This is a genomic window from uncultured Tateyamaria sp., assembly GCF_947497045.1.
Classification (GTDB): domain Bacteria; phylum Pseudomonadota; class Alphaproteobacteria; order Rhodobacterales; family Rhodobacteraceae; genus Tateyamaria.
This window is the reverse complement of record NZ_CANMEU010000001.1, coordinates 220,750-233,794: the sequence shown is the minus strand read 5'-3', so window position 1 is coordinate 233,794 and position 13,045 is coordinate 220,750. Positions and strand designations below refer to the sequence as shown.

The 13,045-nt window shown below is 60.6% G+C and carries 15 protein-coding genes and 1 other RNA gene; 7 read left to right on the top strand and 9 right to left on the bottom strand.

Translation table 11 applies throughout. From position 1 onward, the window contains the following. Positions 1 to 38 precede the first annotated feature (38 nt). Positions 39 to 245 carry a 30S ribosomal protein S21 gene (gene rpsU, locus Q0859_RS01335; protein ID WP_007118112.1) on the bottom strand — a complete coding sequence of 69 codons (207 nt, stop codon included), beginning with the start codon at positions 243 to 245 and terminating at the stop codon, positions 39 to 41. A 110-nt stretch (positions 246 to 355) separates the two neighbouring features. Here rpsU and Q0859_RS01330 point away from each other — a divergent pair, with 110 nt between their 5' ends. Both Q0859_RS01330 and Q0859_RS01325 read left to right on the top strand, forming a co-directional pair. Next, complete coding sequence (locus tag Q0859_RS01330; protein ID WP_299147050.1) at positions 356 to 1,051, top strand: COQ9 family protein; 696 nt, start codon at positions 356 to 358, stop codon at positions 1,049 to 1,051. A gap of 166 nt (positions 1,052 to 1,217) precedes the next feature. Beyond that, positions 1,218 to 2,207 carry an NAD(P)H-quinone oxidoreductase gene (locus Q0859_RS01325; protein WP_299147049.1) on the top strand — a complete coding sequence of 330 codons (990 nt, stop codon included), beginning with the start codon at positions 1,218 to 1,220 and terminating at the stop codon, positions 2,205 to 2,207. 303 nt (positions 2,208 to 2,510) lie between these two features. Here the strand turns inward: Q0859_RS01325 and Q0859_RS01320 are convergent, their stop codons facing one another. Further along, positions 2,511 to 3,140, bottom strand: coding sequence for a ribonuclease T2 (locus tag Q0859_RS01320; RefSeq protein ID WP_299147048.1), 630 nt, complete (start codon positions 3,138 to 3,140; stop codon positions 2,511 to 2,513). Positions 3,141 to 3,266: 126 nt separating this feature from the next. On the opposite strand from Q0859_RS01320, the gene Q0859_RS01315 reads away from it, so the two are divergent. Next, positions 3,267 to 4,028 carry a DUF1013 domain-containing protein gene (locus Q0859_RS01315; RefSeq protein ID WP_299147046.1) on the top strand — a complete coding sequence of 254 codons (762 nt, stop codon included), beginning with the start codon at positions 3,267 to 3,269 and terminating at the stop codon, positions 4,026 to 4,028. Between the two features lie 76 nt (positions 4,029 to 4,104). Further along, the gene (gene ltaE, locus Q0859_RS01310; RefSeq protein WP_299147044.1) at positions 4,105 to 5,139 is read left to right on the top strand and encodes a low-specificity L-threonine aldolase; all 1,035 of its coding nucleotides are present in this window, start codon (positions 4,105 to 4,107) and stop codon (positions 5,137 to 5,139) included. A gap of 4 nt (positions 5,140 to 5,143) precedes the next feature. Here ltaE and recR read toward each other — a convergent pair whose 3' ends face one another. Then, positions 5,144 to 5,737: a recombination mediator RecR gene (recR, locus tag Q0859_RS01305; RefSeq protein ID WP_299147042.1), complete on the bottom strand. Its 594-nt coding sequence runs from the start codon at positions 5,735 to 5,737 to the stop codon at positions 5,144 to 5,146. Between the two features lie 107 nt (positions 5,738 to 5,844). On the opposite strand from recR, the gene Q0859_RS01300 reads away from it, so the two are divergent. Beyond that, positions 5,845 to 6,474: a hypothetical protein gene (locus Q0859_RS01300; RefSeq protein ID WP_299147041.1), complete on the top strand. Its 630-nt coding sequence runs from the start codon at positions 5,845 to 5,847 to the stop codon at positions 6,472 to 6,474. 20 nt (positions 6,475 to 6,494) lie between these two features. Here the strand turns inward: Q0859_RS01300 and Q0859_RS01295 are convergent, their stop codons facing one another. From Q0859_RS01295 to Q0859_RS01285, 3 genes are read right to left on the bottom strand one after another with little or no spacing between them, the layout of a single operon-like run. Beyond that, complete coding sequence (locus Q0859_RS01295) at positions 6,495 to 6,839, bottom strand: YbaB/EbfC family nucleoid-associated protein (protein WP_299147040.1); 345 nt, start codon at positions 6,837 to 6,839, stop codon at positions 6,495 to 6,497. A 19-nt stretch (positions 6,840 to 6,858) separates the two neighbouring features. Next, a complete protein-coding gene (locus Q0859_RS01290; RefSeq protein WP_299147039.1) occupies positions 6,859 to 7,260 on the bottom strand; it encodes a hypothetical protein in 402 nt (133 codons plus the stop codon). Continuing rightward, entirely contained in the window at positions 7,247 to 8,989 is a 1,743-nt protein-coding gene (locus Q0859_RS01285; RefSeq protein WP_299147038.1) for a DNA polymerase III subunit gamma/tau, read from the bottom strand. Before Q0859_RS01285 ends, Q0859_RS01290 begins: the two co-directional genes overlap by 14 nt. 195 nt (positions 8,990 to 9,184) lie before the next feature. Between Q0859_RS01285 and Q0859_RS01280 the strand changes: the two genes are divergently transcribed. After that, entirely contained in the window at positions 9,185 to 9,328 is a 144-nt protein-coding gene (locus Q0859_RS01280) for a hypothetical protein (protein WP_299147037.1), read from the top strand. A gap of 100 nt (positions 9,329 to 9,428) precedes the next feature. On the opposite strand, the gene Q0859_RS01275 is transcribed toward Q0859_RS01280, so the two are convergent. Further along, a complete protein-coding gene (locus tag Q0859_RS01275) occupies positions 9,429 to 9,977 on the bottom strand; it encodes a TetR/AcrR family transcriptional regulator (protein ID WP_299147036.1) in 549 nt (182 codons plus the stop codon). A gap of 92 nt (positions 9,978 to 10,069) precedes the next feature. Here Q0859_RS01275 and Q0859_RS01270 point away from each other — a divergent pair, with 92 nt between their 5' ends. Beyond that, entirely contained in the window at positions 10,070 to 10,939 is an 870-nt protein-coding gene (locus Q0859_RS01270) for an alpha/beta fold hydrolase (protein WP_299147035.1), read from the top strand. A gap of 43 nt (positions 10,940 to 10,982) precedes the next feature. Here Q0859_RS01270 and ffs read toward each other — a convergent pair. Both ffs and Q0859_RS01260 read right to left on the bottom strand, forming a co-directional pair. Beyond that, positions 10,983 to 11,080: signal recognition particle sRNA small type (gene ffs / locus Q0859_RS01265), an RNA gene on the bottom strand. A 41-nt stretch (positions 11,081 to 11,121) separates the two neighbouring features. Beyond that, positions 11,122 to 12,936 (bottom strand): 5'-nucleotidase C-terminal domain-containing protein, encoded by a 1,815-nt coding sequence (locus Q0859_RS01260; protein ID WP_299147034.1) that lies wholly within the window; start codon positions 12,934 to 12,936, stop codon positions 11,122 to 11,124. Positions 12,937 to 13,045 lie beyond the last annotated feature (109 nt).

The following is a 13,045-nucleotide window of genomic DNA, read 5'->3' as shown; positions in this document are numbered from 1 at the left end:
GGGATCAATATTCTTGAAAAAAGCAGACAAAGGGTGACTTACATCATACCTTCGCGTTGCGCTTTTTTGCGTGCCAGCTTGCGGGCACGGCGGATCGCTTCAGCTTTCTCGCGCGCTTTTTTCTCGGACGGTTTCTCGAAATGCTGCTTGAGCTTCATTTCACGGAACACGCCTTCGCGCTGGAGCTTTTTCTTCAGAGCTCGGAGAGCCTGATCGACATTGTTGTCGCGAACACTAACCTGCATGTGGTTGTCACCACCTTTCTAGATTCGAGTTGCAAGGATTTGCAGGAGGTGGCCGTATAGCAAGCACGCCCTACCTTGTCCAGCACCACCACATGCGTCGGAGGATACCCATGTCGAGCGAATATGAAACCACCAAAGACAGGTTGCTGGACGCGGCCTTGATGCATGTTCCCTTCGATGGCTGGTCCGAGACGACGCTGACGGCCGCAGCGCGCGATGCTGACATCGATATGGCGATGGCTCGCGCTGTGTGTCCACGCGGTGCCGTCGATCTGGCGCTTGCCTATCACGCGCGCGGAGATGCGACCATGGTGGCCCGGCTCACGGCGGATCCGCTGCCCGACAGGTTTCGCGACAAGGTAGCCACCGCGATCCGCGTGCGAATTGAAGGGATCAGTGACAAGGAAGCCGTGCGCCGCGGCACGACCCTTTTTGCGCTGCCGACCTATGCGGCGGATGGGGCCAAGGCGATCTGGGGCACGTCGGATCTGATCTGGAACACGTTGGGTGATGCGTCCGAGGATGTGAATTGGTACACCAAGCGGGCCACATTGTCTGGCGTCTACAGCACGACGATCCTGTATTGGTTGGGCGACGACAGTGCGGACAATCAGGCGACCTGGGCGTTTCTCGACCGCCGTATCGACGATGTGATGCAAATCGAAAAGGTCAAAGCGCAAATCCGCAACAACAAGGTATTGAGCGGATTGTTGGCGGGTCCGAACTGGCTGCTTGGCCAAATCAAGGCACCGTCGCATGTTAGACCCTCAGACATGCCCGGAATGTGGTCTTCAGACAGCAAATAGATCCAAATCAAGATGTACTGCGCGGGTGACCACGCTTCGATGGCGACCCAATTGCTGCATCATTGCTTCCCGCTGGCGCTAAGGTAGCCATCAGCGCAAAGCGAACCGCATGGGTTCCATTTCTGGACCCAAAGACGATACGCTGCCCCAAAGGGAGCGAATGATGATGACCAAGCAGATGCGTGCGATCGAGATCACCAAGCCGGGCGGCCCGGATGTGCTACGGGCCGTGGATCGCCCGCGGCCCGAGGTTGGACATGGCGAGGTTGTCATTCAGGTTGCATGGGCGGGCGTCAACCGCCCTGATGCGTTGCAACGCGCCGGTCTGTATAATCCGCCCCCGACCGCAAGTGACTTGCCTGGACTGGAGGCATCCGGACAGGTTGTAGCGGTCGGCGCGGGCGTCAGCGGTTTGGCCGTCGGCGACCTTGTCTGTGCCCTGCTGCCCGGTGGTGGTTACGCCGAATATGCTGCAACCCCCGCAGCGCATTGTTTACCGATCCCGGATGGTATGAGCCTAAAGCAGGCGGCTTGCCTGCCCGAAACCTATTTCACAGTGTGGTCCAATGTGTTCACGCGGGGTGGCCTCAAGGGTGGGGAGCGGTTCCTCGTCCATGGCGGGTCCAGCGGGATTGGGACAACGGCCATCCAGCTTGCCCATGCCTTTGGTGCGCGTGTGTTCGCCACTGCCGGTTCTGAGGAAAAGTGCCAAGCCTGCCGCGATCTTGGCGCTGAGGTCGCGATCAACTATCGGGACGCAGATTATGTTGAGGTTCTGAAGGCGCAAGGCGGCGCTGACCTGATTTTGGATATGGTTGGGGGGGCCTACATTCAGCGGAACCTGAGCGCACTTGCGGATGATGGTCGCCTTGTCCAGATCGCTTTTCTTGAAGGGCCGAAAGTCGAGTTGAACATGGTGCAGATGATGACGCGCCGTTTGACCATAACGGGCAGCACGCTTCGGCCGCAAAGCGATCTTGCCAAGGCGCGGATTGCGCAGGATTTGCGCGAAGCTGTGTGGCCGCTGCTTGCGTCTGGTCGGGTTGGGCCTGTCATGGACTCAGAGTTTTCCTTGAGCGAAGCCGCAGCGGCACATGCTCGGATGGAAAGCTCGGGCCATATCGGCAAGATCGTGCTTGAGGTGGCCGGTGGTTGAAAAGGGGGCCAGCCCCCTCGGCCTTTGGCCTCACCCCCGCGGTATTTTCGGTCAAAAGAAACGCCAAATTAACTTTGATCTGGTGATGTCAGCACGTGGTACAGGCTGCGGAGCCGTTGGCCGTGCCAGAAGAAGCAGTGCTTCTTTATCGCCCGCGGTGCTCACAGGATGAGTGGCGCGGGCGTTTTTCAATTCTTTTGACTAAAAATACCGCCGCCGGAGGCACCCTGACGGCTCAGCCCGCGCTGATCCCGGCTTTGGTGGGTGCGTGTTGCAGGTCGGCCGCCACCCGCGGGTCTGTATCTATCTGACGGGCGCAAAAATCGCGTCTCGCAATGTGCAATCCCGAACAACATCCTGTCCGCAGGGGACGGGCTCAAGATCACGGGACAGGCAAATACGGGCTTCCTGTATATGCCCGTCGCGGCATGTGATCGTGATGCCGTCGGGCTCCATGTCCGGGTTGGATTGCAGGAATGCGTCCTGCACCACGGATGCTGGCAGCTTCACGGGGTCTTGCAGTTTGCGAAAGACAGGCGGTCGGGCGACCCGGGCGTAGGCGTCGCGCGATATTGCGTAATAATCCGCCGCCGACAGGCCTGAACAGACCCCATGTTTTTTCCATTGATGCCAAGCCAGCCCTGATGTGCCCATGATGTCAGACATGTCTGCCGTCATGCGACGCGACGGCGGACGTTCCGCCGTTGGGCAGTAGGATGGAAACCCACGATGGAATTGCGGCCACAGCCCGTGCATGATCCAGCCATGATCGTGGCGGGGGTCGCATTGGTCCGATCCGCGCGCATCGCCCTCATAGGCGCACCAGTTGGGCGACCAGCTGAGGCTGAGCACGTAGTAGTCGAACACTCCTGACTGCTCGCCTTCGGCCCAGGCGGGTATCGCCAGCAACATCCAGATCACCACAGCACGCATAAGGCTTTCCTTTCTCGACCTCACCCCTTATATCCCGCCCAAGTTCCCCCACAACGGAAACCCGCCTTGAATACCAAGGCCGCCGATTTCAGGCGACGGGACAGATATGCGCGAAGGAGCATGACAATGGCAAAACCGATCATGGCCAAGGCCACCGCCGTCTGGCTGGTGGACAACACAACCCTCAGCTTTAAGCAGATCGCCGACTTTGTCGAAATGCACGAGCTGGAAGTGCAGGGCATTGCCGACGGCGACGTGGCCGCAGGCGTCAAAGGCTTTGATCCTATTGCCAACAATCAGCTCACGCAGGACGAAATTGACGCGGCTGAAAAGAACCCGCTGCACAAGCTGGCGCTGAAATACAACGCTGCCGCCGTGGGCGAGGAAAAGCGCCGCGGCCCCCGTTATACTCCTCTGTCCAAACGTCAGGACCGTCCCGCTGCGATTTATTGGCTGGTCAAGTTTCACCCTGAATTGACCGATGGTCAGATCTCCAAACTGGTCGGCACCACCAAGCCGACGATCCAGTCGATTCGGGATCGCTCGCATTGGAACATCTCGAACATCCAGCCCGTCGATCCGGTTGCTTTGGGCCTGACGAAACAGTCCGAACTTGATGCCGCCGTTCAGAAGGCCGCCGCCAAGAAGGCGGCCGACGGTGTAGTCATGTCTGACGATGAACGCCGCAAGCTGGTGAGCACCGAGCAAAGCCTCGGCATGGAAGCGGAACCCAAAATCCCGACGGCCATCGAAGGTCTTGAGACGTTCTCGCTGTCGATGGATACGGATGCTGACGAGGATGAGGATGACAAGTCCACCTTGGTGGATGCGGACAGCCTGTTCAATCTGCCCAAAGACGGCGGTAAGGACGAAGACGAACAGCCCTGAGCAATCCATCATCCGTAATGGCCAGATGGGCGTGCTTTATTCCGAGTTGCGCCCATTTTTTGTCTGAGGGATCCCCATGACCCAATATGCACCCACTCAATCCACCGCTGGCATCATCGCGGACTTGCGCAGTGACACGGTCACCACCCCTGACGCCGACATGCGCGCGGCCATGGCCGACGCTGAGGTTGGGGATGACGTGTATGGTGAGGATGCAACCGTCAATCGGCTTGAGGCCGAACTGGCCGAGCGATTGGGCAAAGAGGCTGGTCTGTTTCTGACCTCAGGCACTCAAAGCAACCTTGTCGGTATGCTCGCCCATTGCCAGCGCGGCGATGAAATCATCACCGGGCGCGGTTACCATATCTACAAATACGAGGCGGCAGGTGCATCTGTGTTGGGCGGTGTTGCTCTTGATCCGCTGGATGTAGCGGCCGATGGCGCATTGGAACCCGATGCGATCGCAGCCGCCGTCAAAGATGACGACTCGCATCATGCAATCACGCGTCTGCTTGGTCTTGAGAATACCCATAATGGCCACGCCGTGCCGCTGGCGCGTTGCCAGCAGGCGGTGGATGCGGCCCGTGCGGCGGATCTGTCGGTCCATCTGGATGGTGCGCGTTTTTTCAATGCGGTCGAGGCGTTGGGTTGTGCGGAAACTGACCTTTCGGGTATTTTCGACACTGTTTCGATTTGCCTGTCCAAAGGACTGGGTGCGCCGGTTGGCTCCGTGCTGGTGGGGCCGCGTGACCTGATCGCGCGTGCGCGGCGCTGGCGTAAGATGCTGGGCGGCGGTACGCGCCAGTCCGGTATTCTGGCGGCCGCGAGCCTTCATGCGCTAAAGCATAACGTGGATCGCCTGACCGAAGATCGTCAGCGGGCCGCGCGTCTGGGCCAGGCGTTGTCGGCCTATGGCGATGTGACCCAGGCCACGAATATGGTGTTCTTCACACCCAGGAACGGGATCACGCCGCAGATTATTTCCCGCCTCGCAACCTCGGGTGTGCGCCTGAGCGGGGCATTGGGAACAACCCGTCTGGTGCTGCATAAGGATGTGACGGATGCGGGTCTGGAGGCTGTGATTTCGGGGTTTGAGCAGGCGCTGGCCTAAGCCCTCAGATCGCCTTGCGGGCCTTCAGTGCCGCGCTGATAGTACCATCATCGAGATAGTCCAGCTCCCCCCCGATCGGCACGCCCTGCGCCAGCGAGGTCAGTGTGACCCTCCCCTCCAACTGGTCCGCGATATAGTGCGCGGTGGTCTGCCCGTCGATTGTGGCGTTCAAGGCCAGGATCACCTCGGTGATGTCTTCGGTGGCCACCCGGTCCATCAGACGTGGGATGCGCAATTCGTCCGGGCCGATGGCGTCCAGGGCGGACAATGTCCCGCCCAGCACATGGTAGCGGCCTTTGAACACGCCAGCCCGCTCCATCGCCCACAGGTCGGCCACATCCTCGACCACGCATAATTCGCCGTTTTCCCGCTTGGGCGAGGTGCAGATATCGCACACATCGGCTGTGCCGACATTGCCGCAATTGAGGCACTCGCGCGCGGTCACAGCGACGGTCTGCATGGTATCGGCCAGCGGGGTCAGCAACAGCGCGCGTTTGCGGATCATGTGCAATACCGCGCGCCGGGCCGAGCGGGGGCCAAGGCCGGGCAGCTTTGCCATCATCTCGATCAGGGCGTCGATATCGCGTGTACTGCTCATGCGGCCACAATCTATTGCGGTTTGGGTCGAACAGGAAGGGCGTTCATTTGTTTTAAACGGTCGCTCGCTAGGCTTCGTCTGTCACGTCAAAAAAAGTGAGGGTTTTAGTGCGTCGGGTTTTGTTTATTGGCTATTTATGGGTTTGTGCGGTGATGGTGTCCGGCCCTGCGCTGGCCTGTGCATATCCGCCTGCCATTCGGGTATTGGTAAAGACGTTGAATGACGTGCGCCTTAGCGGTGCCGAGGTCGCAATTCATCAACGCAATCGTTTGCGTCTTGCGTTAAGCCGCCTGGACCCGGCAGTGGTGCGCACAACCCTACCCGGTGAACTCAGGCGTGCGAACATGCGATCCGTCAACGCACTTATGGTCGTGTCTGCCTCACTGGCCAAAGGCAATGGCGTGCGATTATCGCCCGCTGACACGCGGCACACGGAACGACTGGCCACTGCCATCCGCGAGGGATGCGAGGACAGCAATTCCAATATCGCAGGAACCGAGCCGGCAGAGGGTGCAGAAAGTGGCGCACGCCGGGCAAACGAGGGCAGTGGCACCGCGCTCACGTTTCGTGAGGGGCTTAATCGGTTGAGCATCACTTTCGCCCTTTATATGGCATTCCTGAGCACGGTCGTGATTATTCGACGCACCCAACGCGGAGGGCCATCGACGCGCACGCCGGCTCTGGTGGTGGATGCGCTGATGCCGGCGGCGGTCGTGCGTCTGTCGCGCAAGTCCTAGTATGGCGTTGACGGCTGCGTTTAGAACGGCAGTTTCATACCGGCTGGCAGACCCATCCCTTCGGTCAGCTTGCCCATCTCTTCCTGCGCGCGTTCGGAGGCTTTGACCTGCGCGTCCTTGATCGCAGCCAGAATCAGATCCTCAACCACTTCTTTGTCGTCGCCATTGAAAATCGAGGGGTCGATATCCAGTGCAGTCAACTCTCCCTTGGCCGTTGCGGTTGCTTTGACCAGACCCGCGCCGGACTCGCCCGTCACCGAGATGCTGTGCAATTCGTCCTGCATCTCGGCCATCTTGGCCTGCATTTCCTGCGCTTTTTTCATCATCCCGGCCATATCACCAAGGCCGCCAAGTCCTTTGAGCATCTGTCGCTATCTCCGCATGTCAGTCGCCGCTTTTGCGCGGCATGGTGTATAAAACAATTGCAACACATATCGCAGCCGCCGTCGCAATGAACAAGGTCGGCGGGCCAACGCAGCCCTCTGCCATGGCCAGGGTCCGCTGTCCGTCTGAATCAGCCATGGTCACGAAGGTGATGAAAGCCGTCCATAGCAGGACGGCAACCAGCCCGCCCCATTGGCTGCGCACCAAAACCGCCATGACCGTTGCCGCCAGCAAAAAGAGACCCATCGGCGCGGTCAGCAGCCCGATTGTTTCGCCGACTGCCGACGCAGGCGTGCCGTCCCAATCCGGGCGCAAAGTGGTGCAGGCATACGCATGCGCCACGGTCGGCCATGCCAACACAGCGGCACCAATCGCGGCGAAGGTGCGCTTAGTCCTCTTCAAAGGGGTCCCATTCATCGTCGACTTCGGGCAGCGCTTCGATATGGGCCTCTTGCGCGATGTCTTCGGCTTTCCGGATGGCGGTGATGGTGGCCTTTGGGAACTGGGCGATGACGGCCTGTACCAGCGGATGCGCCTCGGCCTTTGCTTTCAGGGCCAGATCAGCGGCGTCGCGCACCTCGGCGATGGTGTCTGCGCCGCCTTCGTTCACGACCGAGACGGCCCACCGGTTGCCGGTCCACAATTGCAGGCGCGCACCAAGGCGTTGGGCCAGATCGCGGGGTGCCTTTTCGGTGGGCACAAATTCGATCCGGCCCGGTTGGTAGGCGGCCAGCCGCAGGGTCGTTTCAACCTCGACCAACAGTTTGACGTCGCGATTGGTGCGGATCAGCTCCAGCACATGATCAAAGCTGGGGTAGCGGGCCAAAGCCGCGTCGCGATGCTGCGCCAGAGCGGTCGTTTGCCCTGCGGTATTGGGCTGGGCCGCCATCCGGGTCTGCGCTTGCTGCACGGCCTGAACGCCAGAGGATGCACCGCCTTGTGCCGGGGGGGCTGCCGGAGTCGGGGGCGTCGCGTTCTGCAACTTGCGCACAAGCTCGTCAGGGCTGGGCAGGTCGGCCACATGGGTCAGGCGGATCACAGCCATTTCCGCCGCCATCATCGCGTTGGGGGCTGCGGCAACCTCGTCCAGTGCCTTGAGCAGCATCTGCCACAGCCGGGTCAGTACCCGCATCGGCAACGCTTTGGCCATCGTTAGCCCACGTGCGCGTTCATCCGGGGAAATGGTTGGATCATCCGCTGCCTCGGGCGTGATTTTCACCACCGACACCCAGTGCGTGATTTCGGCCAGATCCCGCAGAACGGCCATCGGATCGGCCCCGTCCGCATATTGCCCGCCAAGCTCGGTCAACGCGCTGGCCGCGTCCCCTTTGAGGATCATGTCAAACAGGTCCAGCACCCGACCCCGATCCGCAAGGCCCAGCATCGCGCGTACCTGATCTGCGCTGGTTTCACCGGCTCCGTGCGAAATCGCCTGATCCAGCAGCGATGTGGCATCGCGCGCAGATCCTTCGGCGGCGCGGGTGATCAGCGCCAGCGCGTCAGCGGCAATCTCGGCCCCTTCGGCTGTCGCGATCTTGCGCAGCAGCGCGATCATCACCTCGGGTTCGATGCGGCGCAAATCAAACCGCTGGCAGCGGGACAGAACAGTTACGGGCACTTTGCGAATTTCGGTGGTCGCAAAGATGAATTTCACGTGGGCGGGCGGCTCTTCCAGCGTCTTCAGCAACGCGTTGAAGGCGCTGTTGGACAGCATGTGCACTTCGTCGATGATGTAGATCTTGTAACGGGCCGAGGCAGCGCGGTAGTGCACCGAATCGATGATCTCGCGGATGTCGTTGACGGAGGTGTTCGAGGCGGCGTCCATCTCAAGGACATCGACATGCCGCCCCTCCATGATGGCGACGCAGTGTTCGCATTGCCCGCAGGGTTCGGTGGTGGGCCCGCCGCTGCCATCGAGCCCAATGCAGTTCATCCCCTTCGCGATGATCCGTGCGGTCGTGGTTTTACCCGTCCCACGAATCCCCGTCATAACAAAGGCTTGCGCGATCCGGTCTGCCTCGAACGCATTTTTCAGCGTGCGCACCATCGCGTCCTGACCCACAAGGTCAACAAAGGTTTCGGGCCGGTATTTGCGGGCGAGGACCTGATATTTTTGGGTTTCGTCGGACATAAGCCTCTGGGTCGGATTGGGTGGATTCGCGGTGCCAGTGCAAACCTACGGGCCACGCGCGGCGGCGTCCACAGCTGGCGTCACCTAAGTGTGCATGGGGTGACAGCCTTTCAGATCCCCGTGCGATGCAATTATTGTGACCCACTGAGCGTTGACGCACCATGACAACGGGGAAACATCATGCACCTGCGTGGAATGACCAAAACCGCCACATCGAAGATCGCAAGAGGCGCAGGCGTGGTCGCGCTGGCGGTCCGGGGATCGGCAACGATCATCTACGATGCCATACCTTTGCGCATGGCAGATCCGAACAGCGCGGCGGTGATCCCAGTCAGATGAAGGATCGCGATAGGTTTGTCGCAGCTCGACTTTGAGGTTTAGAGGGACCACAACACGGCACTCTTGGCCATCGGCGTACTCTGCTCTGCGTCTGGGTGTCTTACAACAGCGCGGGTAGGGTGCGCAAAACGTCCGAACTGCGCCGCGCGCGCGCCAGCATCCACCCGCCCTGGATCAGTACGAACAGGTTTTCAGCCTTGGTTTGGGCCTGATCCTCGGGCAGGCCGAAGCGTTCGGCATGGTCGTGCACTTCGGCGATCCACCCTTCGTAAATATGGCTGGCATGGGCGCGGAAATCGGTGTTGTCCGGTCCCTCGAACAACGTCGCAGCAATCGGGCACGTGTCCCATCCGGTCAGATCGAACAGCTTGGCCAGCTTGAAACACAAGGTCGTGGCCCCGTCGTTGAACGTGTCCGCCCCATCGAAACTGGCCGCAATCAGGCGCAGCATCTGGTCTGACGCCCATGTGGCCGCCGCCATCGCGAGGTCGGACTTTCCGTTTGGAAAGTGGTGGTAGAGCGACCCTTTGGGTGCTTTGGCATGGCTCAGCAAATCGGCCAGACCCACCCCGTGATAACCCCGCGTGCGAAACAACGTGGCCGCCGACTGGATCAACCGGTCTTTGGTGGGGAGGGCGGTGGTGGTCATTCTTTGATCTTGACAGGAGTAGACCGATTGGTCCAGCGTCAAGATTAGACCATTCGGTCTAGTCCCGTGATTGTGCTGAAAGAGGGTCCACCATGTTCGATGCCGATGCGCCACAACGTGCTGTCCGCGAGCGGTCGGTCGCGTTCAAGACCGAAGATGGGGCCGAATTGGTCGGTCGCTTGTATCTGCCATCAGGGCGTCCTTTTGCGGCTGTGGTTCTGAACAGCGCAACGGGGGTGCCACAGACGTTTTACACCCATTTTGCCCGTTGGCTGGCGGCAGAGCGGGGGATGGCCTGCCTCACCTATGACTATCGCGGGATGGGGCGATCTCATGCTGGACCGATGCGCAAAGTGGGTGCGGACATGTCCGACTGGGGCATCCGTGATCAGACTGCGGCGCGTCGTATCATGCGCGTTGAGGTGCCGGGTGTTTCGCTGTGGATCATCGGCCATTCCCTGGGCGCGATGGTGTTGCCCAACCAGTCCGATATGGACGACGTCGTGCGGGTTATCGGCGTGGCATCGGGCATGGTGCACCATTCGGATCATCCATGGCCTTACCGTGCGATGGCGCTCAACTTCTGGTTCGGGCTCGGGCCCGTCGCCACCCGGCTGTGCGGGTATCTGCCTGCCAAACGCTTGAGATTCGGAGAGGACCTGCCCGCAGGCGTCTTTTGGCAATGGCGCAAATGGTGCACGTCGCGGGATTTTTATGACGCCGATATCGGCACCCGCTTGCCCGCGCCGAATTGGCAAAGTGCTGCGCGGGTGCGGCTCCATTCCTTTGCGGATGATGACCTGATCCCCGTCCACTGTGTTGAACGCTTACGGTCCGTCTATGGGCCAGGGGTCGAACATGTGACGATAGATCCAAAGGACTGCGACCTTGATGCGATTGGTCACCTTGGCGCATTCTCGCGGCGCAATCGGGCGATCTGGGCGACACTACTGGAGGGCTGAACGGCCCGCCCCGCATCACGCACATGCGTGCGGATGGGGCAGTTGGTGAGAGATTGACAACGACCCAAGCGGGGCTCGTTACGGCTGCTTCCTTCCGGATCTGACCGGGTTGGCGAGGCGCTCGCCCGCGCCAACCTCTCGACCCGCATATAGGTTGCTGGCGTGCGCAACGCAAGATGTCCTCAGATCAAAACCTTGATCCGCAGGAAACCTTCGTCGCTCAGTCCGATGGGCACTGGATCAAAGGCGGCAATGTCATCAAGGTGTTGCGCGGCATTGGGAGAGGTTTCGATGACGGTGGGGGTGTCATGTGCCCCGCTGAATTCCCAGACAGAGGACTGTCGCACGGGGCCAATCCCTTGCGTTGACAGTTGGTCGCGCAACGCCGATTTCAGTTCAATATCGGTGCGCACCAGTGTCGTGTCTCCGGTGAGACCCGGATATGCCCCACCGCCCGCACCTCGATAACTGGTCATCCCGACAAGGAATTGGGCGTCCTCGGCAATGGTTGCCCCGTTAAGCGTCAACGCGGTGATCCGGCCCGCATTAGCATGGGTCGGGATCCCTTGAGGGCTGTATCTGGGCATCGCAAACGGGTCGATCTGGGTCGTCGGCCCATGCAGGATATCAAAGTTGAAACAGGGTGCCATGGGGTTCACCAAATTGCTGAGCCCGGTGCGCGTGGGGGAAAAATAGACCGCAGATCGTTCGGCCCAGGCCCATAGATCACTGCCCGTCAACACGGCGGCCCAGATCGCGTTGGGATAGGGGCAAAGGGTCGATAGATGGCCATAGGTCAGCGGACCTTCGGCGACCTCGACAAAGTTTGTGGGGCCCGCCCGCCCACCAAGAGCCATGGGTGCAACTGAGGCTATGACCGGCAGTGCCGCCAGTTCCGTGCCTGCGACATGGTCCGTGATCGTTTCGATCATTGCATCTGCGATCAACCGTGTGCTTGGCCCGGATTGCAGCATTTCAAAGTAGCTGTGAAATCCGGTGTCAGTTTGCGTGATAACCTCGCCCAAGGCGGCGCGGGTGTGCCGTACTGCGGGGGTCGCGATCCGGGTGATCGCAGCGTCTGGCATCTGTGTTGCGTGGTTGCGTCGCAGGGCGACGCTGTGGCCCATGACCTGCCACGTGTCGTCCCCGTATGACAACGCCAGATCAATCACCCCCAACATCTCGGCCGCATATCCCGGCATGACCGATGGCACATCGCACACGGTGCCCGCGTCCGGGCTGGCCTTGTCGCCCCCGTTATGGATGATGGCAGGAAATTCCCGGTGGGTGTGCCCCATGATCATCGCATCGATGCCGCTGACCTGCGCGGCAATGGCTGTGGCGAAATTCTCGTCATCGGATGGGGTGGCCAGACCGCTGTGGCACAGCATGACAACCAGGTCCGCGCCATCCGTCTTGAGGGCCTGTACCGCCCGGCGGGCCGCCGCGACACCGCGGGCAAAGGCAACGCGCCCCGACAGATATCGGTGGTTCCAGATGGCGGTTTGGGGGGGCAAAACTGAGGTGACCCCGATGGCCAATTGCCGGGTTTCGTCGTCCGAACATTCAACATCACGCGTCAAAATCTGGCTGGCACGCACCCCTTTGACGTCGCCCGCCCCGATGCTGGCACACAGGACCGGGGCGTCAATCTGCGCGACGACCTGTTCCAGAAACGCGAGACCGAAGTCAAAGTCGTGATTGCCAAGCCCAACCGCATCAAATGCCAGTGCATTCAGGACGTGCGCCCAAGGATGCGGCTCTGATGCCGGCATTTTCGCGCACATGTCGCCCATTGGCGTCCCTTGCAGCGCATCCCCGTTGTCCAACAACAGGCACGTCCCGGCAGCTTCCTGACGTGCGATGGCAATGAGTGGCGCAAGGTTGTCCATGCCGCGGCCCGACACGGGCGTATCACGCAGGGCATCCCATCCAACAACGTGCATATGCACATCACTGGTGGCGAGGAGGCGCAGATGGGCTTTGGGCGAGTTCATCCGTTTACGTTCACCCAGAGGTAGAGTAATGGCAACCCGTATTACGGGAAAATCGAGATGAGGCTGCGTGGCGGGCCGGGCGTCCATTGCGCCGCCGTGTTTGTCATGC

Excerpts from the sequence above, each read along its gene's own strand:
- Q0859_RS01330 (WP_299147050.1), top strand. The coding sequence starts at position 356 with ATGTCGAGCGAATATGAAACCACCAAAGACAGGTTGCTGGACGCGGCC.
- recR (WP_299147042.1), bottom strand. The coding sequence starts at position 5,737 with ATGAGCAGTACACGCGATATCGACGCCCTGATCGAGATGATGGCAAAG.
- Q0859_RS01270 (WP_299147035.1), top strand. The coding sequence starts at position 10,070 with ATGTTCGATGCCGATGCGCCACAACGTGCTGTCCGCGAGCGGTCGGTC.
- Q0859_RS01285 (WP_299147038.1), bottom strand. The coding sequence starts at position 8,989 with ATGTCCGACGAAACCCAAAAATATCAGGTCCTCGCCCGCAAATACCGG.
- rpsU (WP_007118112.1), bottom strand. The coding sequence starts at position 245 with ATGCAGGTTAGTGTTCGCGACAACAATGTCGATCAGGCTCTCCGAGCT.
- Q0859_RS01315 (WP_299147046.1), top strand. The coding sequence starts at position 3,267 with ATGGCAAAACCGATCATGGCCAAGGCCACCGCCGTCTGGCTGGTGGAC.
- Q0859_RS01295 (WP_299147040.1), bottom strand. The coding sequence starts at position 6,839 with ATGCTCAAAGGACTTGGCGGCCTTGGTGATATGGCCGGGATGATGAAA.
- ltaE (WP_299147044.1), top strand. The coding sequence starts at position 4,105 with ATGACCCAATATGCACCCACTCAATCCACCGCTGGCATCATCGCGGAC.
- Q0859_RS01320 (WP_299147048.1), bottom strand. The coding sequence starts at position 3,140 with ATGCGTGCTGTGGTGATCTGGATGTTGCTGGCGATACCCGCCTGGGCC.
- Q0859_RS01275 (WP_299147036.1), bottom strand. The coding sequence starts at position 9,977 with ATGACCACCACCGCCCTCCCCACCAAAGACCGGTTGATCCAGTCGGCG.
- Q0859_RS01280 (WP_299147037.1), top strand. The coding sequence starts at position 9,185 with ATGACCAAAACCGCCACATCGAAGATCGCAAGAGGCGCAGGCGTGGTC.
- Q0859_RS01260 (WP_299147034.1), bottom strand. The coding sequence starts at position 12,936 with ATGAACTCGCCCAAAGCCCATCTGCGCCTCCTCGCCACCAGTGATGTG.
- Q0859_RS01325 (WP_299147049.1), top strand. The coding sequence starts at position 1,218 with ATGACCAAGCAGATGCGTGCGATCGAGATCACCAAGCCGGGCGGCCCG.